Genomic DNA, 19,674 nt, shown 5'->3' with positions numbered 1-19,674 from the left:
TGGACCGCGATCTGAGACGCGTCTCGAAGAGTCGGGAACGAGTCGGTCGGCGACCGTATCGGCTAGCGTTCGGAGTCGAGATCCGGTTGACAAAGCGTTTTATCGGACGAGCGAGACCGTTAGCCCGAATGGAGCACACAGTATCCTGCTACGACTGTGGGGCGACGGCCCCGCTCGGCGCGCGAAAACGCTGTCCCTGTGGCGAACCGCTCTGGGTCGACATCGACGCGTCGGGGTTCGAGTGGGCCGAAACGGGATCGGTCGACGACATGTGGCGCTACACCGAGGTCCTGCCGGTCACGGAGCCGGTCGGCGTGCCGCCCGGCGGCACGCCGCTGTCTCGAGCGGAGCGCCTCGACGAATACGCCGGCTGTACTCTCTTCCTGAAACACGAGGGGCAGAACCCGACGGGGAGCTTCAAGGACCGCGGGAGCGCAGTCGGGACCGCCGCGACCGTCGAGACCGGTCGGAAGTGGATAGGCACCGTCTCCCACGGAAACATGGCGCTGAGCACGAGCGCATACGCCGCGAGCGCCGGCCTTGAATGCGCGGTGTTCGTGCCAGCGGACACCCCGCCGGCGCGGCTCGAGTTGATCGCCCGTCACGACCCTCACATCTTCGGGGTCAAGGGCGACTACGGCCGGCTCTACGCAGATACGCTCTCGCTCGAGACCGAGGCGAACTTCGTCAACTCTGACACGCCGCTCCGGGTTGCCGGACAGAAGACGATCGTCTACGAGATCCTCGAGCAACTGGCGCCGACGGCGCCGGACGCGATCGCCCTCCCGGTCAGCAGCGGTGGGCAGGCGAGCGCGGTCTGGAAGGCGATCAACGAGTTGCGGCGAGCGGGCGCGATCGACGACGACGAGGTCCCGCGGCTCTACCTCTGTCAGGCGGCCGCCTGCGATCCGATCGCGACTGCCTACCGGAACGACGAGCCCGAAGTGACGCCGGTGACCGCCGGCGAGACGATCGCCGTGTCCATCGCCAACGCCGACCCGCCGAGCGGCACGCGCGCGCTGACGGCCGTCCGCGATACCGAAGGGGCAGTCGTCTCCGTACCCGACGAGGCGATCCGGGACGCGATGGATCGGATCGCGACGCGGGCCGGTGTCTCCGTCGAACCCTCGAGCGCCGTCGCCGTCGCCGGACTCCGGAAGCTGTCGCAGACGGACGTCATCGAGCCCAGCGACCGCGTCGTCGCCATTCTGACAGGGTCGGGATACAAGGAGCTCTCCGGCGCCGACATCCGGAGTCGAACGATCGATCTCGCCGACCTCGAGCGGGAACTGGCATCGGTCGTCGACGCCTGACTCGAACCGACCGTCTCGAGCGCCGCTCAGGACTCGAACAGCGGTGCGTCCGCCGGCCGGACCTCGAACGCGTTGAGCACGCACGCCAGCATGCCGTTGTAGCTGATCCTCGCGGTGAGTTCAGTCAGCGCTCGAGCGTCGAACCGATCGTCGGCGCTCCCGCTGCCCGGGACACCGAGTCAGTCGTCGTCCGCGCCTGCCGCACTCGAGGGCTCACCACGATAGCCGCTGGCAAGCAGGGAATAACTGAGCAGCGCCGCGAGGGACGCGAATCCCGCGAGTGTCGCGAACATCGCGAAGGTCCCGAACCGCTCGTAGACGATCCCGGTGATCGCGGCGCCGAACGCACCAATACCGAACGTGCCGACGTACGTGAACCCGTAGGAGAGTCCGCGGGCGTTCGCCGGCGAGTACTGGGCGATCGTCACCTGATAGAGGGGCTGGATCATGAACAGGAGGAACCCGAGCACCGCACTGACCAGCGCGAGCGAGGCGAGACCGAGCCGCGCCGCGGGGACGAATGCGAGCGCGGTGAGCGCGAGCGATCCGAACGCGACCACTAGCCCGCGCTCGGTCGGTACTCGCTCCGTGAGAGTTCCGCCGACGTACTGTCCGCCGATTCCGACCATCAAAAGTCCCGTGTAGAAGTACCGCGACGGTTCGAACTCCTCGGCCATCGGCGAGTCGGGATCGAACAGTTGGAAGTCGCCGACGAACGGCTCGAGCATCGTCGTGAGGATTTCTGGCAGCAGCGTCAGCGACCCGCGGTAGAACAGGCCGTTGAGCATCACGATGACGAAGACGATACTGAACCCGGTGGCGAACAGCGCCTTCGATCCGGTCCACAGCTCCAAGAGCGACGACGCCGACGTCGCGTCGTTCAAGTCGGCGATATCCTGTCGCGACTCGGTTCCCGCGGTCTCGTCAAACCGGGCCCGCAGCGCGTACGCCGCGACGAGCAGGGCGGGAATCGACAGCAGCGCCGCGACGAGCCGCCAGTCGACAACGAGCAATAGCAGCGCGGTCGCCAGCGGGCCAAGCGCGATTCCGGCGTTGCCCGCCATCCCGTGGTAGGCGAACGCGGTGCCGCGGTCGACGACACCGGTGCTGATCAGCGAGAGGCCGGCCGGGTGGTAGATACTCGCGGTGATCCCCCAGCAGACGAGGGCGAAGAGGAGGACGGGCAGGGTCGGCGCGGCGCTCAGGAGGAGAAACGAGCCGCCCATGCCGACGAGACAGCAGACGATGAGCAGACGCGAGCCGTAGATATCGGCGAGGATGCCCGCCGGGAGGGCGCCCAGCCCGAACATCGCGTAACCGATCGAGACGACGACCGCGAGCGAACCGATGGAGATCGAGAAGTCGTCGACCCACAGGAGCATGAGAATTGGAATCGAAAGCTCGTACGTGTGCACCATCGCATGAGAGAGCATCGCGAACCGAACGATCGCTCGGTCGTTCGAATCCATAGCGTTGACCGATGGTTCGATTTCTGAGGCTAAAAAGCATCTCTTCCACTCCGGCTGCGCTCGACCCGGCACTATCGGTGAGCGTCGTAGCGTCGCGACTCAAGTCAGGCGGACGGACGGTCTCGAGTCGACGCCGTCGAATCCGGACTCGATCGTCAATCAATTCCAACTTATTCGGACGCGACGGGGCCGGCAATCGCATCCTAGCGTGAGTAGGGCGCTCGTATGCGCGAAACCGCGCCGTAGTTGCAAACGAGCGCGCAGACGGAGGCGACGCCGAAAAGATAGCACGCGTAATCGGCGGTCGCGTTCGGATACGTTGGCTCCAGACGAACGCGACTGATTCGAGCCACTACTTAGCAGTTGTTTCATGAGCATTACTAGATTTATTTGGGAGTGAATAGGTCCGTCGGTATCTCCCGTTAAAAACACATTTAACACTATTTCGAGTGATTACCATCGACGAGAAACACGGCGTCAAGGATGATGTGGTTCCTCAAAGTTCCCGGGTGTACGGACGATTCGTTCGGCTCTGGATCGGCGGAAACAGGCAGCCAGTACCGTTCATCATCGAGTTGGTCGCCAGTTTTATCGACTGCAATACGATCCGGACTGTGGCCAGTCTCTGGCCGGAGATTAACTCTGTGAACCAGTGAGGTTCAGTTGATCGCGACAGGTCACCATTGAATGTCTCGAGGGTACAGATAGTATTTAAAATAGATATATCAGCAAGGTGGAGCTGCATATTGAGCGTTAGCAACGGTGGTGCTGTTGTTTCTCGCTCCACGAAATCCAAGTCAACTCGGCCGATACCAGGAGTGAAACGTGCGTTTTCAGACACCGATCGCTGTGAAAACGTCACGCCTCGCTCCTACGACCACTCTACACCAGCTCGATACGGTGAGCGCTATTCGAGCAACTCTTCCCGAACCGCACGCCCCATTTCCCATCCGAATCACATCGTCCCACATTCTAGCAAGGATCCTCGTCGGTCAGGGGGAGGACGATGGTGAACCGTCAATCGTGTCCGGCCGCAACCAGTACCGCCACTTCGCTCGAATCTTGACCGCTGTGCGATCGCGAATCGGAATCGCGGATGCTCGGAGAGGTCCCAAGGGATCGCACTCGAGTCGGGCCATAACCGCCCGCATGAGGACCGCCAGTTCGCCCTCGCAGCCGTCCGAGATCGGCGAGACGTCGACCAGACAGACGCCGGGTGGTCGTTCGCTCGCGAACGTCTCCACGGACAGCGACCGAGAGTACCGAGCGCGCGACCGGATTGGCTGTTTGGCCTCGATATCGTCGGGAACGTACTCGACCGCCGTGATTTGTGGCACACGGTCACGGGCGTCCCGCTTCAATTGGGCGTAGAGATTCGCGTTCGGGTTACCACCGGGATGCGGGACCGACATCCGTTAGCTACTGGCCTCACCGGGCTCTGTCGTTGGAGCGAGGAAGTCCCACTCGCGGATAGAGAATCCGACGATCTGGATGCGTCGCTGAAGATGTCACGATAGTGGAAGATAAATCAGTGTTTCCCGTAATCTGTCTATGCCTCGGCTGTTCCGACAGTAATGGCCCAAATCGCGGCGACGGATACCACGAACGACAGTAGAATAGCGATAGTAAAGCCATCAGTGTACGCGACGCTCGCCGTCCCAAGCGGTGGCATCGCCAATGCAGCGATGCCGATCGCGATGTTAAACACGCCGACGATGGCGGTGTCCTTCTCGGGTGAATAGATTCCCATAAGGAGAGGAATATACAACGTCGAGGAACCGCCCAGTCCGAGTCCGATCAGGAAAATTGCGCCGATGAGTGCCGGAAGGACTGGAACGAATAGCAGGACGATGCCACCTGTCACACAGACAAGTGATGCGAGGTACGCTCGCCGTGATCCCATGCTGTCGGCGAGATAGCCGCTACCGATCCGTGAGATGATGCTGACGCCGCCGATCAGGCCGAACGCAGCCGATGCGCCAGCTGCTGTTAGTCCGCGAGAAGCGAACAGATCGACGGCGTAGGCGGCGAGAAGTTGGTACCAGGCGAACGAGAGTGCGATCCCGATGAATAGTAGCTGAAACGTCCGCGTTCCACCTAACCGAGTGAGCCATTCGAGCAGTTCGTCTGCGGTCGCGGTTGACTGTGCTGCCCATGGCGGTCGTCGACAGACGAGGCCGGCAAGAAGAAACGCGATTGCGGTCACTGACATGATGAGGAGGAAGCCACGGCGTACGCCTACCTCCGTGAAGGCACGCTGCCAAAGCGGTGGAAGTACGGACAGGCCGAGTCCGTTGCCGACGAAGATGAGTCCTGTCGCAGCACCGCGACGGGTCTCGAACCAGCGCGGGACGACCGATGCAACGAGAACAAAAGCCGTCCCCAGTGCAAGCCCGAGGACAGCGAACACGACGGTTAACCCAATGATCGAGCCCGTGAAATACAGGAGCGGGGCTATAATTCCTGTTGCAAGCGAACAGACGAGTAGGACTGCTCGAGCCTTGAATCGGGCGCCGAACACGCCAACGAGTCCGGAGCCAATAAAGAAGGTAAAGAGCATGATGGCGAACACGCCGGAAAGCGCGACCGACGAAATGCCGAATGCATTGCTGAACGGCTCACGGAAGATACCGTACGACAGCGGCGTCCCAAAGGTGAATACCATCGCCACAGCGCCGATAACTGCGACTACCCAGCCACGGCGGCTATCAGGTCGTTCTACATGATCAGCGCACACGACATACCCTCAACTATGCCTGATCGAAAGCGTTCTGATTCACGGCAGTTTCTGTCTCGATGATCGTCTCGTTCAGTGGTTGGCGAGATGCTGTGCGAGAAGCAGGACAGTGCTGGAAGCCTATCGGAACTGCTCACACTTGGCACCCACGAAGACGAACAACGACGGAACGTCTGAGCGATGTGGATTCGTACAGATTCTCGCGTGCCACCTGATCAACTTGACCTGTTCATGAGATGCCGATAGGGCCTTCCCACCATACTCCTGTTTTATCGATTTTCCGGGTTAAGATCGACATCCCATCGTGGGGAACTCTCAGCGCTGATCGTTCCGACAACCGTTCTAAGATCGTCTTCCCTATGCCACGTCTGACACCGGTTGACTTCCTCGAAGTGCCGGAACAGGGCGAGATGTACCCAACTGTACGTCGGGTCGTCCCTGCCCCGTTTTGCGAGTTCGTCATCGAGAAACTCCGTCAGTTGGTGCTCTGTGACAGCAACCCCATTGTCCCGAGCGGTCTGCAACAGACCACGCAACTCGGCTTTCTTCGCGTCTGCATCTAAATCGTCTGCGAATGCGATATGTCGTGCGGTCTCCTTGACGTCTGCTTCCGACTCGAGAGGTGTCGTGCCAATTCCGTAGTAGTCGCGTGGGAGGACTGTCGTCTTTGAGAAGCACGGTTCCTGATTGAGTAGTGCGAGTTCAACCGCTTCGCCACCGGAATCCTTCTCGTAGATTCCGACGTTCTGGTCGGCAAATTCAGTGAGTAAGTGAAATTTCAACGTGAATTCGAAGGGATCTGTCCGTCCGTTCCCGAGTGTGAGACCGAGTTCGGGTGTATCACCAAGGACGACAGCAGTAACGGTCGCAGGTTTGGCGAGTTCGTATTGGACGATTCGGAGTGACTCGTGGTAGGTACCGCGGTAACTCCCGAAAACCATGTATGAGGTGTAGCCTGCCGCCTGGAGTTGTGGCAATTCTTCGTTGACCCACGTACGGAGTCTCGTATAATCTTCACTAGGAAATGTAATCCCGTTGAGTGCTCGATTGAGCGCGGCGTGAACGCGTTTATAGTGGTCCGATTTAGCCATGTATTTGCTTCCGAGTTGATTGCGTTGGATAATGAGTGTTCCGACCACGTTGGTTATTATCTGTGAGACCGTCATGGTTCGACCAGAACATTTACCGCGGTCGCTCCTGTACAGTCAAGTACGATGAGTCAGCCAGGCACCACCGCCGACCCGAACGCGAACGGGGACAACCCCTCAATCACGCGCGTTTTCGACGTCGACGACGCGGCCCCCTACGAGACCCAGCGGACGGTGCAACGCTACCTCTCCCAAGAGACCCGGCATAATATCCTCCAGGTACTCCTTGGACACCCCTCGCATCTCGCCTCAACGACCGAGCTCGCATACTACATCCCGCGGAGTCGGTCAGCGATCAGCGACCAACTTGTCGATCTCGCGGACCACAAAATCATTGCACAGTACCACCACGAGCCGAATGCGGATTCGCGTGACGTTCCCGCAGACTTCTGGGGAGTTACAGACTTCGGTGTAAGCCTCCTGCAGGAGTACAATTATCTTCGTGGCCTTCCCATTATGCGCGCTGTCCACGACGCGACACACAAGACTGAGACCGTAACACGACACGAGAACGCCCCTCGGCCAGCGCTCCCAGACGGTGTTCGTGATGCGCTCGACTACGACGAACCGGAGACCCCAACGGACGTCGCGGACGGAGAAACAACACTGAGTGAACTCCGCGACCAAACGTTCTACGCTGACGCCGCCCCCGAAAATGCCCACGCTCTGAACGATGCAGCGGGCGACCGTACGCTCGACGAGCTATTTTGAGCGTCCGCCGTACTCTCCCGCATTTCGTCGCTCTGCTCACCACTGAGATTGCAGCTCACGTCTCTTAGAGAGATGTCGATCATCCGACTTGTTCTCGTCGACGTACCACAGAGCCACGACCTAGGACTGGAATGCTTTCGGCAGATTTCGGCGAAAGGGCGACATGGAATACAAAGACGCGAATCTCAGCAACGAGGTGCGTCGATCAGTCGACTGATTCGAAGCCCCAGGCCTGGAGTCGCTCAACGACTTCGTCGACGTTGTGCATTGCCGCCTCGTAGGCAGCTTCCCGAACGTCGGTCTTCGAAACGTCGGTGCCGAGTTCGTCGCTGACCTCCTCGACGAAATCGTCCTCTGCCTCGACCACGTACTCTCGGAGATAAAACTGGACCATCTCTCGGTCCTGTTTGACGTTATCCCGAACGTAGACCCATGGAACACCACCGTCGTCGGCACCATTCTGTGGAGGCTCCCTGACGACTGCCTCGCTCGAGTCGGATTCACTGCCGTCGTCTCGATCTCCGTCTTTGGTTGCCGCCGCTCGAGTTGAAGCGTCCGCGTCCGCGACCGTGGACCGGTCCGGTTCAGAATCAGAGTCGTCCTCGGTGCTTGCTTCTGCGTCCGTTGTCTCGTCTTGAACGTCCGCGAACGGGTCGCTCCCGGATCCCTTCTTCATTGCTCGCTCACCTCCTCGATCTCCGCCGCCAGTCGATCGATCTTCTCGAGCGTCTCCATCTCGTGATCGCGCTGGCGGTCGCGATGCTCCTCGACGTAGTATCGCGGTGCACACTGTTGGTCCCAGCAGCCTTCGAAGAGCGACGAGCGCTCACGGATCGCGACGGGTGCGGGATAGCCGCGCTCTCGAATCTCCGTCAGGTAACGCTCCTGGTCAGTCGTTCGACCGACGCCGTTCGGGACTGCCGAGAGGACGCCGATTTCGGCTTCGAGTCGATCCTCTAGGCCGTCGACGAGCTCTTCCAGGCCGAGAACGCTTTGCATACCCTTACCGGTCGGTTCGACGGGGATTACCAGACTTCGTGTGGCCGAGACAGCGTTGTAGAGGTGGGGGCCCGCAGTCGCTGGCGGATCGACGACGATCACGTCGTATTCCGTCGGGATACTGGAATCCAAGAGCACCTGTCGAAGCCGGTCGTACGGATCGAAATCGTCTCCTTCTCCGAGATCGTCTGCCATCTGCTGTGCGCGCTTGAGGAGGTCTTCGAGGTTCTCGAGCATGTTGTGGCTCGGGAGGAGATCGAAGCCGTACTCCGTTTCGTGGATGAGATCCTCGAGAGGGCCTTTCGGACGGTCGATCATGTGCCGGACGATGTTGTCCGCCTGACTATCGTCGCGAGGCGCGTCGACATCGAGGAGGTAGGTGAGTGATCCGTTCTGCTGGTCCATATCGATCGCGAGCACGTTGAGCCCGTGGTCGGCATGCGCCTCGAGCAGCGCTGCTGCGATCGTCGACTTCCCGACGCCGCCAGCCTCCGAGTAGGTCGTATATGTGAGCATAGTATTTGGTTAGTCTTCCCGAATATAATACTTCGCCACACATGCTCAAAGAGCTAATCGGTTAGTCTAACTGATTGGCCTAACTAGTCATCCTTCCACCTACTGCCCCCTACCGGCCCTCACGGCCGAATTTTCCGGCGAAAGGATTAGCATACTCAAATGGCCTAACCAACTAGCCTTATTGATCAGCCTTCTCAATAAGGATAATGGAAAGGGAAGGGGCCCGTAGTAAGACGATCTAACCATGTATGCTAACCAGATATACGGATCAGTTAGGCCTGTGAGATAACCTAACCCGATAAACTACACAAGAGAGTATATCAGTTATCCGGCTCGAGAAGGTTATGCGACGTGTCTAGTCAGTGTATTTGCTCGTGGTTCAGAGAGCCATTTAGCCTAACTACATAGCCTAACTAACTAGCATAACCCGCTCGTCTAATTTGTATCGGTAGAATAGCCGATAGAGAGTTCCAAAAACAGCTGCGAGAGACGAAGAGAAAGCGATATAGAGTAGCTACAGTTAATTCGGTATGCCTCCCTGACTAGGCTAACCGATTAGGATACCGAAATAGGATAACTAGGATAGTGGTACTGTCTAATTTAGCACCTCCGCTGGCGTCTGTCCGTTAAGTGATTGGTGCGGTCATTGTATGTTGTAGTAGTGTACAAACTGTTCAAATCATTCTCTGACGCTCGCTCGACTGCCCACTCACGAATTATAGAACGCGCATCTTGAAGGTATGAAACTACTTTTCGATCAGGTTTCGATCAACGTAGTGGAGCTGACCACTCAACGCTAATCGGGACAGGACAGTCAGATAGCTGTAGCCATCGACGAGAAACACCGTCTCGGAGATCTCGTGTTTCTCGGTCAACTTATGCAGGAATGCAGCGGCTGGATCGGTGCCTCGTCCGAAGACTGCGACAGCAAGAATCAACCGCGAGTATAGGTTGATTGCAGCATACACCCAAGACCAGTCACCATTGGTCTTGACAGCAATCTCATCAATAGTGACCTGCGACGGCTTCGCCGGCCTCAGAAAGATCATCGATTCCAACGGTTGCACAATCTCGGAGGATTGATCTGATGCGTGCCTTCTATTCTTCCTATCTGTTCTAAACTGAAGAGAAGTAGATCATCTTCTTATCGGCTTAACGTTCGTTACGTCTCTGAAATATCCGGAACTTCAAGTTCTCTTTTCATTCACTGTGAATGTAGATGTCTTGATCGTTGTTGGGATTACGTCCCGGATCGTACCAAATGTAGACTTCGTCAAACCGCTCACCCGAGTCGTCAGATGACCATGGAAATTCCTGCTCGCTTTCTGAATCCACTCTCGCGTGAATGGAGGACGGGGTACCATCAACCGAGATGTTATCGCTTGCTTTCTGTGGACCCACTTCAAACAATTCTTCGAGTTACAGACGTTCATGGGGATGGTTCGGTGCGGAACCGCGCAGGGAACTGCTCGCTTCCAGTATCGGCGTGGCGAAGAGTACGGGCCCCATGGTGATACTCACCTCCGCGCGGTCAAACAGTTCGATCCTGAAGAGTTCGTGAACGGCTTCAATGAGACGACGGACCGCTTGCTTTCCGTGATCGCCTCTGAAGCATCGTTCCGCCGTCCGGTCACCGCTGCGATCGACATCACGACTATCCCCTACTACAGGGATGTCGAAGAGATGCCGATGGTCAGCGGGACAAAGGACAGAGACGGTCACGCGTTCAGATTTGCGACGCTCTCGATCATCGGGCAGAATATCCCGCTCGTTCTCCCAGTCGAGCCAGTGCGAGAGAGCTCCGCGTGGGACGAAAACTCGCCGAACCAAATTCATCGTACTGTGCGGCGACTGGTTCAACGTGCGAAAGAACATTATAGTAGCGTTGCTACTGATCCAACCAACAGTAATACCGCTCGGATACACATCGATAGAGGAGTGTGTTCCCAGGAGAGGGATATAAAAAATCTACTAATGAACTTTTCTCGCCGCTGACCAGACGTAATCGGGAGGGTCTAGAGAGAATCATCGTTACCAACGATGACCGCTTGGGCAGAAGCGAGACCTCCCTACCGGTCGTGTTTAGTTTGTAGCATTGTACCAGACGGCGAAGGCTTGGAGCCACGATTCGGCTGTTGACGGTTCTGTGTGGCTAAAACAGTTTCACGCTTAACGAAACAGCACCCTCACAAATGAGCGAAGACGTAACCGCTATCGTGTATTGCTTCGCCGAACGCAACCAAACCGTCTTCACGTTATTCCGCCGGACCCATCGTAGCAACTTGGATGGCGAGGTCCGTATCGGAGTATTGACTGCGAGCGTTGCCGACTCATTCTCATTCCACGTTACTATATCCCATGCCCTGTTCGGCAGCACCGGAAGCCATCGTTGCACTGTCTTCCTACCTCCTATTACATTGGTAGGATTGTAAACTTAGTAGCCAAGACACATGTAGAACGTGTCTCTGTATGAACCGTGTGCCTTGATCTCACGATACATTATATATGCATCTGTGATTTTGCCGGGGTAGTGAATCCAAGACGCGCCTTGAATCCGCCGTGGGGACAGATCTCCTGATTCGAGCGGGTGGAGAGACGGCCATCGATAGAATCCGGCCATGCCGGATGATCTATGAATATGTCATATTCACCTCGATAACGTTTGCAGTACTCAGAACGACCTTCGGGATCTCAGTCGCAAACGTCTCATCGTCAAACCGGTTCGTCGGTCCTGAGACACTGATTGCCCCAATAGGGTTCTCTGCGTCATCACAGATAGGTGCTGCAACACACCGCATTCCCGAAACCCGTTCTTCGTCGTCGATCGCGTATCCCTGTTCGTTTATTGTCGTTAATTGATCTTTCAACTCATCAATATCTGTAAGCGTCTTCTCGGTCACACCGGGGAGTCCATGCCGATCAATGATTTCATCGATGTCTGCTTCGGGACGTTGCGAGAGAATCGCTTTTCCTAATGCGGTGGTGTGGAGGTGAACACGCTTGCCAATATGTGTATCGAGATTCACGGCGTCCTGTCCTTTCGCCTTATTGAGGAAGATTCCTTTGCCATGTTCCTCAATCATGAGATTCGCATGTTCACCGGTTTCTTCTGCCAACTTCTTGATTTCAGGCGAGGCGATTTTGTAGAGCTTCATCTGACTCCGAGCGAATCCTCCTAACTCGAGAAACCGTGCACCGACGTGGTAAGTCCCTCTCTCATTGACGAGGTATTCAGTTTCGGTCAGCGTTTGTAAATGATCGTGGACCGTGCTCTTTGGCTTCCCGAGCTCCTCAGAGAGTTCGGAAACGCCTGCCCCATTGAGTTCGTGGAGTGTTTCAATGATTTGGAACGTCGTTGCAGCAGCCTGGACCGGATACTGTGGTTCGTTCGTCATCTGGTTCTAGTAGAGAGAGGATCTATTTAATAGTTGTCCGGCGTGGCCGGATGTCTTTGTATAGGTACCTTGACTGGGATCAGTAATCGGATTGTACTTACTCCGAAAGAGGGAATCTATCCGACACGGCCGAAGGAAACGCAAGAAGGCCATGGGATGGTAATCGTGTTTACCGATTCGGTGAAATACTGTTATTGCGCGTTGTCCGTCTTTCTCTCACAGGTGCTCCTCCGCTCTGAAACTGACTCGAAATTGAGATACCAAATGAATAGTTATATTTATATACTGGTCTATGCATTGGATTCCTATGGCAGATAGACCCAACCATAGGCTAAAGCGTAGAATGCAAATCGGTAGTTCAGTATCTCGTCGACGATTCCTCTCAGCAGCCGGTGTCGCTGGAGTAATCGGAACCGCCGGCTGTATCGGCGGTAATGATGACGACGAACTTGACCTCTCGGAGTACGACGGTGAGGAGGCGACGGTCGAGTACAGTACCGCACCGCTCTTTGGGGATATCAAAGACCAACTAAAGGAGTCGATGCGGAACGCTGGCTTACATAAGAATATCGACGTCGAATTTTCGACCGGCGTCTGGGGGGCAGACGACCAAGAGGATCGATACAACCAGATCCTCCAAGCCGGCCGGAGCACGCCGGACATCATGTTGACGAACTTCTCGTACACATCTTCGTTTGCGCCACGGGGATGGTTAGTCGATCTGAACAAGGCACTTCCCGAGGAGAAACTCGACGAGATAAAGAACGACTATCACCAAGTGATGGTCGATTCGATGCGGTTGGACGGTGGCCTATACGGCGTTCCGCAGTTCGTCGACATTCCGGCGATCCTCTATCGCAAAGACTACGTCGAGAACGCCGGCTACGATCCGGAGGGTGAAAACTGGGCGACGGAGCCGATGCAGTGGGAGCGATTCGCTGAAATCGCTAGCGATGCGAGAGAGGCGAACGGCGTCGATCACGCCTACACGACGACTCTCAACCAGCGGACGATCGGTCACCAGACCGGTTACGAGAAGATCGTCACGATGGGTGGCAACTACTTCGGCGACATGGAAAATCAGCACGGCCCCATCGGCGACCGGCCAATCACGATCGACGACGAGCCGGTGATCGAGGCGCTCCGGCTGATGCGGACGTTCATGCACGGGTCCGACGACGAACACGCACTTGACGGGGTAACTGGTGATATCCTCCCGTCCGAAGCGCTCGGCTGGGACACGCAGCCGTCGCAGGAATCGTTCGCCGCTGGCGAGGCGGTCTTCCATCGAAACTGGTCGTACGCGATCGCACAGTTCGCGGGTGAGGACGCGTTCGGTGACGACATCGGCCTCATGCCGTTCCCCTACGGCGTCACCAAGGACGAAGCGGAGTACGAAGAGACAGGCGGAACGAACTCGACGCTCGGCGGCTGGCATCTCTCGTTGAATCCGAACTCCGAGAACCTCCCCGCGGCCGTCGAAGTGCTGAAGGCGATGACGTCCGACGAGTTCTACCTCGATATCTTCGAGTTCACGGGATCGACACCGCCGAAGCCGGACCTGTACGAGTCAGATCAAGCCCAAGACGTCCCGGTGATGAGCCGCTATCTCGACACGCTGCAACTCCAGTCGGAAAACCAGTGGGTCCACCCGATCAACCAGATCTGGGACTCACAGAAGGACGCGATCGCCGACGAGTTCCACGCGTGTCTTAACCAGGAGCAGTCGCCCGAAGCAGCCGTCAAGGCGGCACAGGAAACCGTCGAAGAAATCGAAAACACCGATCTCTAGTCGGTCTCAACGACCCACCCTCATAGCTGGAATAACGAAACTTACAAGATTGTTCGCAAATCTCATGCGAAGTAGGCCACCACAATGTTAAAGAAGGTATCCCGCGCTGCATCGCCCATCCTGTATAGGATCGAACGGTTAGACGAGGACAAGTATGGCTATCTCCTCATCGGACCCATGCTCTTCGTCCTCTCGGTTCTCGCGTTCTATCCGCTTCTTCGAACGCTGTGGGTCTCGCTTCACAGCGATGACCTTTACGGCGAATATCCCGTGGGGGAGTTCAGCGGACTCGATACGTACATCGCGATCCTCAACGGCGATATGAACATCATCCTCAGCGATCCGTTTATCAGCCTGAGCGATCCACTCTCGAGCGCACTTATCATCACGCTCCTCATCACGGCAGTGAGCGTTTCCATGGGGACCGGTCTCGGTCTCGGCATGGCGTTACTGCTCAACAAGGAGTTCCGCGGGCGCGCAGTCGCACGCATGATCGTCCTCCTCCCGTGGTCGATTCCGATCGTCATTCAGGGGATGATCTTCTACCTGATGTTCCAGCCGTCGATCAGCTTTCTCGTCGATCCGCTGCACAATCTCGGGCTGTTATCGGCGAATCCGCTGGTCAGTACGCGCGATTCGATGATCGTTGTCATGCTGGTTGACGTCTGGCGACGGGTGCCGTTCATCGCGCTCATCATCCTCGCCGGGCTCGCCAGCGTGGATCAGAGCCTCTACGATGTGGCCAAAGTTGCTGGCGCCTCCAAGTGGCAGCAGTTCAAACTGATCACGTTCCCGTTGATCAAGCCGGTCGTGTTCATCGGCATGATCTTCTACACGATCAGTTCAATGAAGGTTTACGGCGTCGTCGAGGCCTCTGCGGGCTGTGGCACCGTTCCGACACTGACTTGCCTCGTCGTCGACACGTTCCGAATGCAGCGGTGGGCGACCGCATCAGCGATCGCCTTCTTGACGGCGCTCATCATCGCACTAATCGTGATGGTGTATCTCATCCAGTTCCGCAACGAGGTGACTACCAATGAGTAACGTTCGAGACGAGTCGCGGAGTCGTGTCGGAAAGATCGTCGACCTGCTCATCAACAACCCGTACGACACGTACAGGATCCTGTTCTACGTCGGTCTGACGTCGTTCATCACGGTGACGCTGTTTCCGTTTTACTGGCTGTTCGTCCTCGCGATCACGCCAAGCGATCAGCTATACGGGATGGGAATTCTCCCTGAGGGGACTAATCTCGGAGTGTTCGTCGAGATCTTCCAACAGTACCCGATCCACCACTACATCTTCAACAGCATCATCATCGCGTTGCTTACAGTAGTCATCTGCCTGCTGATCGGCAGTCTCGCGGGGTATGCGTTCGGTCGCGTCGACTTCCGCGGCAAGGCACCACTGATGTTGCTGTTGCTCGTTGTTTCGTATTTCCCTGGAATCGCGTATCTGATCCCGCTGTACGAGATGCTGACGGGTGCGCTAACTATCGGCCCGTTCATGACACCCGATCTCTACAATACGCCGTGGTCGATGGCCTTCCCGTTCACGATGTTGACTCTCCCGCTCACGATCTTCATCTTGACAACGTTCTTCAGTCAGATTCCCGACGGGCTGGAAGACGCCGCCAGGGTTGAGGGGACGACGCGACTCGGGGCGCTGTTCCGGGTGATCCTTCCACTGTCGGCCCCCGGCGTCACGACGGCCGCGATTATCGTCTTCATCAGCGTCTACCGAGAGTTCTTCTTCTCGTTCATGATGACCGACGGTGGAGTCGACAACTGGGCGGTCCTCGTCTACGGGATCCTCGAGTTCGAGCAACAGGGCGGACAGCTGTACAACATGATGGCGGCGGCGAGTATCGTCGGGATCCTCCCCGTCGCGCTGCTCGTCGTCTTCGCACAGAAACATATCGTTAGAGGCTTAACTCAAGGCGGACTAAAGGAGTGACAACATGGGACACGTTAATCTAAACAACACGACAAAGCGGTACGACGACGTCGTCGCGGTCGACGAGATAAACATCGAGATTGAGGACGGTGAGTTCCTCTGTCTCGTCGGCCCGTCAGGCTGTGGAAAGTCGACAACGCTGGAGATGGTATCGGGGCTCACGCTCCCCTCGAGCGGCACGGTCGAGATTGCCGGCGAGGACGTGACGAACGAGCCACCCAAGGACAGGGACATCTCAATGGTCTTCCAGAACATCGCCCTGTTCCCGCACATGGACGTCGATGAGAACATCAGTTTCGGGCTTCGGCTGCGGGACTTCGACAAGGAGGAGATCGACCGACGCGTCGAGAAGGCGGCGAAGACCGTCCAACTGCAGGGAATGCTCGACCGCAGCCCGAGCGAGCTCTCGGGCGGTCAACAGCAACGCGTCGGGATTGCCCGCGCGATCGTCCGGGAACCGGAAGTGTTCCTCATGGACGAGCCCCTCGCCAACCTCGACGCGAAGCTGCGCGTCCACATGCGGACCGAGATACAGCGGCTACAGAAGAACCTAGGAATCACGACGGTGTACGTGACTCACGACCAGGAGGAGGCGATGACGATGGCGGACCGCATCGCCATCATCAACAAGGGGACGCTCCAGCAGTGTGCACCGCCCCTCGAGTGTTACAATCAGCCGGTCAACGAGTTCGTTGCGAGCTTCATCGGGAGTCCGTCGATGAACATCTTTGACGGAACCATGAGCGAGGAAGCGATCGATCTCGAACACTTCCGGCTTCAACACGCGCTCGGTGCCGACCACGACGGAACCGACGTCAGGGTCGGCATTCGACCGGAAGACGTCTACCTCGTTGGGAGCGAGGACGAACCAGCGACGTCGAGCGCCTCGTTCGAGGCCGTCGTCGACGTGCTCGAACCAGTCGGCGATCAGACGTACGCGTATCTGGTCCCGGTGACTGCGTCGTCGGACGATCCGGAGCTCATGGGTAAAGACGCCTCGGAGTTGCTCGTGACCATCGATCCCGACACCGACATCGACGAGGACGAGACGGTCGAAGTCATCCTCGATCGGGACAAGGTCCACCTCTTCGACGGGGCGACGGGCGACGCGATCGCACACTCGCTCGTCGAACAGATCGCGATGGAGACCGAGGCCGATTCGTCAGAAGAGATTCGGAGTGATTGAACGATGGTGACTACTACCGGCGTCCTGTTCATCGTCGCCGCAGTAGTCCTATTTTTCTTCTGGATCTACGGGATCGTCTCGTTCTACTTCGACCTGCGGTACCAGTTCCTTCCGGCCGCACGGAGGTACCTGCGCGACGATGAACAAGCCGACCGTCCCGATCCGGAGGAGTACATCTAGGCGTACTTCCGTCGTGGATCTGTCGTTGGTTTTCGTACCGTTCTTCAGAAGTCATACAACAGTCCCTAGCGACAGTTGTACTAGACACTGCTTTCGGACGGATCGATACTGCGCGTTCCGTCCCTGAAATCACCGCGTAGCCGGAAACGAAGGTGTTGGCGTTAATTTCGTCTCCGCGACTCCCGGTTACAGTCTCTCAAACGCCCAAATTTGGTGTTTTTCCCCGTTCCAGTCACCAGCCCGGATAGGTGCTCCGGACTCCGTCGAGGCGTCAACGACCTCGAGCCGACCGCCGGGAACGTCGATCTGGAAGCCAGTCTCGTACCGCTCCATCCGATACTCAGTGACGCTACCCTGAACCGCCTTGTCTCCAGAGAACCTGATCCCCTTGTCGCTGTGTTCCGCGGCGAGCATGAAGTGACCCTGTCGACCGTCCATGCTACCGTCGACCGTCCATCGCTGATGGGGTTCGTCGGCCCACTCGCCCTGCTGGATCGTCGCGCCCGAGGACGTCGACCCGTCCGCGACCTCGAGGACCTTGCCGCTGTGTTCGGCGACGATCCGGTAGGTGCCCGGTTTGATCGACTGGACGGCCTCCTCCCAGAGAGCGTCTCGGTCGACCGATCGGCCGATCGTCGCGCGAGGCTGGTCGACGACGTAATCGACGTCGACGGCCGTTCCGGGGTCGGTCCGCCATTCGAAGACGAGGTCCCAGGAGTCACCATTCCACTCGGCGTACTGCTCCCAGGCGGCCGCCGCGCCCGCCTCGTCATACGGCATCGTCCGTGCTTCAACTGTCGATCGATAGCGGTCGGAAACATCCGAAACCCGGGCGGCCGGCGAGGAACCGGACTCGAGGGTGACGGTTCCCTGATCGATGCCCCCGCCGACGTTACCGTGGACAACGGTCGTCTCGGAGGCGACCCTGATGCGGCCCTCGGTCCCGCCGCCGCGGACGTCGTTGTTGATGAACTGGTTGTGGAGGCACGCGCCGTCTTCCCTGATCGCCCAGGGTTGGCGCGGGTCGTCGCGGTCGTCGGTGATCCGCAGGTTGGCGAGCGTGGTCCCCTCGTTAATCTCCGAGGCGCTACCCTGCAGACCAAGCGACCAGAAGTTGACGCCGGGGCCGTCGAAGTTCTTGATCACGCCGCCGAGGATCTTCACGTTCCTGACGTCAACTAGCAGAATTCCGGCCTTCGAACCGCCCTGGATGTTGACTTCACCGACGGTGACGTCCCGCGTGCCGGTGATTATCGACAGACCGCGGACGCCGCCGCGGCTGACGACGCGGCCGACCGAGACGCTCCGGCAGCCGTTCGCGAGCCGGAACGTCGCGTAGTCGAACGACGGGTTATCACCGACGACTTGCCCGACGGTCGCGTCGAACGTCTCGTTCAACAGCAGGACGCAACTGCCCGGATCGACGCCGATGACCTGGCCGATTTGTATCCGTTCGACGTCGTAGGTCTCGATCCCGTGGTGGCCCGTGTTCGTCACGTATGCGGTGTCGATCTGGATATCGGAACTGCTACCCTGTATCCTGACGCCCTGAACGGTGACGCCGTCGATCCACAGCCGCCCGATCGTCAGCTCCGAGCAATCGTCGGCGAAGATCGCTTGGCTCGCCGAACCGGTCACAGTGAGCCGAGGTATCGCGACGTTCTCGACGCTTTGCAGCGAGAGGACGGCGTCGGTCTCGCCGTCAACCGTCACTTCCCCCGCGACATCGAGTCGGGTGTGACTCGGAACGTCCACGCCCGTTCGCTCGTGGTCCTCGCTCACCGCGAGGTCCGCCGCGACGTGGACCGTCGCCTTCGTCGTCCGATCGTCCTCGAGCGCGTCGACGGCTGCCTGGACGACCGGCATTGGCTCCTCGCCGCTCGCAACCGTATCGTCCCCGCCGTCGGCGTGGTAGACGCCGTCGTCGTCACGCCAGACGAGGACGTCGGCCTCGCCGGCGTCCGTGTACGTGTGTTCTACGTCGAGGGTGTCCAGCTCGTACAGGCCGTTTCCACTGGCGTTTACGTCGGCGTCCCACTCGTACCACGGCTGGTTGCCGGTGTCGGAACCGCCCCTCCCCTTCCCCTGCTGAGCGCTCGCTGCGCCGGTCAGGGCCGTCCCCAGCCCGGCGGCACCCAGCATCGCCATCGCTCCGCGTCGCCCCATCGAGATCGAGGCGTCGGTCTCCGCTCGAGACGACTGCTCCGTCGTCCGCTGATCGCTCTCATCGCTCATGGCAAACACTGTCGCGTCATTGCGACACAGTGGCATTCA

15 protein-coding genes and 4 pseudogenes are annotated in these 19,674 nt (G+C 58.2%); 8 read left to right on the top strand and 11 right to left on the bottom strand.

Translation table 11 applies throughout. The features are described from left to right. Positions 1 to 128: 128 nt before the first annotated feature. Positions 129 to 1,313: a threonine synthase gene (thrC, locus tag HYG81_RS41930; RefSeq protein ID WP_226778099.1), complete on the top strand. Its 1,185-nt coding sequence runs from the start codon at positions 129 to 131 to the stop codon at positions 1,311 to 1,313. Positions 1,314 to 1,492: 179 nt separating this feature from the next. Here the strand turns inward: thrC and HYG81_RS41925 are convergent, their stop codons facing one another. The 5 genes and pseudogenes from HYG81_RS41925 to HYG81_RS41905 form a co-directional block, all read right to left on the bottom strand. Then, a complete protein-coding gene (locus HYG81_RS41925; RefSeq protein ID WP_226778097.1) occupies positions 1,493 to 2,782 on the bottom strand; it encodes an MFS transporter in 1,290 nt (429 codons plus the stop codon). A 992-nt stretch (positions 2,783 to 3,774) separates the two neighbouring features. Continuing rightward, complete coding sequence (locus tag HYG81_RS41915) at positions 3,775 to 4,119, bottom strand: hypothetical protein (protein ID WP_226778404.1); 345 nt, start codon at positions 4,117 to 4,119, stop codon at positions 3,775 to 3,777. Positions 4,120 to 4,197: 78 nt separating this feature from the next. Further along, positions 4,198 to 4,290 (bottom strand): annotated as a pseudogene (locus HYG81_RS45925) (DUF7342 family protein); the annotation flags it as partial. A gap of 41 nt (positions 4,291 to 4,331) precedes the next feature. Next, the gene (locus HYG81_RS41910; protein WP_226778095.1) at positions 4,332 to 5,447 is read right to left on the bottom strand and encodes an MFS transporter; all 1,116 of its coding nucleotides are present in this window, start codon (positions 5,445 to 5,447) and stop codon (positions 4,332 to 4,334) included. Positions 5,448 to 5,788: 341 nt separating this feature from the next. Next, positions 5,789 to 6,685 (bottom strand): DUF8170 family protein, encoded by an 897-nt coding sequence (locus HYG81_RS41905; RefSeq protein ID WP_226778093.1) that lies wholly within the window; start codon positions 6,683 to 6,685, stop codon positions 5,789 to 5,791. Positions 6,686 to 6,733: 48 nt separating this feature from the next. Here HYG81_RS41905 and HYG81_RS41900 point away from each other — a divergent pair, with 48 nt between their 5' ends. Next, positions 6,734 to 7,378, top strand: coding sequence for a helix-turn-helix domain-containing protein (locus tag HYG81_RS41900; RefSeq protein ID WP_226778091.1), 645 nt, complete (start codon positions 6,734 to 6,736; stop codon positions 7,376 to 7,378). A gap of 205 nt (positions 7,379 to 7,583) precedes the next feature. Here the strand turns inward: HYG81_RS41900 and HYG81_RS41895 are convergent, their stop codons facing one another. From HYG81_RS41895 to HYG81_RS41885, 3 genes and pseudogenes are all read right to left on the bottom strand, one after another. Further along, positions 7,584 to 8,054 carry an MSCRAMM family adhesin SdrC gene (locus HYG81_RS41895; protein WP_226778090.1) on the bottom strand — a complete coding sequence of 157 codons (471 nt, stop codon included), beginning with the start codon at positions 8,052 to 8,054 and terminating at the stop codon, positions 7,584 to 7,586. After that, positions 8,051 to 8,893, bottom strand: a complete 843-nt coding sequence (locus HYG81_RS41890; protein WP_226778088.1) for a ParA family protein — start codon at positions 8,891 to 8,893, stop codon at positions 8,051 to 8,053. The genes HYG81_RS41895 and HYG81_RS41890 overlap by 4 nt, the downstream gene beginning before the upstream one ends. A gap of 643 nt (positions 8,894 to 9,536) precedes the next feature. Then, a pseudogene (locus tag HYG81_RS41885) lies at positions 9,537 to 9,924 on the bottom strand (DDE-type integrase/transposase/recombinase); the annotation flags it as partial. Positions 9,925 to 10,300: 376 nt separating this feature from the next. On the opposite strand from HYG81_RS41885, the pseudogene HYG81_RS41880 reads away from it, so the two are divergent. Next, a pseudogene (locus HYG81_RS41880) lies at positions 10,301 to 10,768 on the top strand (transposase); the annotation flags it as partial. Between the two features lie 207 nt (positions 10,769 to 10,975). Here HYG81_RS41880 and HYG81_RS41875 read toward each other — a convergent pair. Continuing rightward, positions 10,976 to 11,056: pseudogene (locus HYG81_RS41875) on the bottom strand (IS6 family transposase); the annotation flags it as partial. Positions 11,057 to 11,523: 467 nt separating this feature from the next. Then, positions 11,524 to 12,288: an IclR family transcriptional regulator gene (locus tag HYG81_RS41870; RefSeq protein ID WP_226778086.1), complete on the bottom strand. Its 765-nt coding sequence runs from the start codon at positions 12,286 to 12,288 to the stop codon at positions 11,524 to 11,526. Positions 12,289 to 12,631: 343 nt separating this feature from the next. Here HYG81_RS41870 and HYG81_RS41865 point away from each other — a divergent pair, with 343 nt between their 5' ends. From HYG81_RS41865 to HYG81_RS41845, 5 genes are all read left to right on the top strand, one after another. After that, positions 12,632 to 14,080, top strand: a complete 1,449-nt coding sequence (locus HYG81_RS41865) for an extracellular solute-binding protein (RefSeq protein ID WP_226778085.1) — start codon at positions 12,632 to 12,634, stop codon at positions 14,078 to 14,080. An 84-nt stretch (positions 14,081 to 14,164) separates the two neighbouring features. After that, complete coding sequence (locus HYG81_RS41860) at positions 14,165 to 15,124, top strand: carbohydrate ABC transporter permease (protein ID WP_226778083.1); 960 nt, start codon at positions 14,165 to 14,167, stop codon at positions 15,122 to 15,124. After that, complete coding sequence (locus tag HYG81_RS41855; protein ID WP_226778082.1) at positions 15,117 to 16,034, top strand: carbohydrate ABC transporter permease; 918 nt, start codon at positions 15,117 to 15,119, stop codon at positions 16,032 to 16,034. The genes HYG81_RS41860 and HYG81_RS41855 overlap by 8 nt, the downstream gene beginning before the upstream one ends. A 4-nt stretch (positions 16,035 to 16,038) precedes the next feature. Further along, on the top strand, positions 16,039 to 17,220 hold the full coding sequence (locus HYG81_RS41850; RefSeq protein WP_226778081.1) for an ABC transporter ATP-binding protein: 1,182 nt from the start codon (positions 16,039 to 16,041) through the stop codon (positions 17,218 to 17,220). Between the two features lie 3 nt (positions 17,221 to 17,223). Then, on the top strand, positions 17,224 to 17,400 hold the full coding sequence (locus HYG81_RS41845; protein WP_226778080.1) for a DUF8005 family protein: 177 nt from the start codon (positions 17,224 to 17,226) through the stop codon (positions 17,398 to 17,400). A gap of 186 nt (positions 17,401 to 17,586) precedes the next feature. Here the strand turns inward: HYG81_RS41845 and HYG81_RS41840 are convergent, their stop codons facing one another. Further along, complete coding sequence (locus tag HYG81_RS41840; protein ID WP_226778079.1) at positions 17,587 to 19,635, bottom strand: RICIN domain-containing protein; 2,049 nt, start codon at positions 19,633 to 19,635, stop codon at positions 17,587 to 17,589. Positions 19,636 to 19,674: the final 39 nt, after the last annotated feature.

Origin of the sequence: Natrinema zhouii (assembly GCF_013456555.2) — an archaeon.
Classification (GTDB): domain Archaea; phylum Halobacteriota; class Halobacteria; order Halobacteriales; family Natrialbaceae; genus Natrinema; species Natrinema zhouii.
This window is presented reverse-complemented; position numbering and strand designations above follow the sequence as displayed.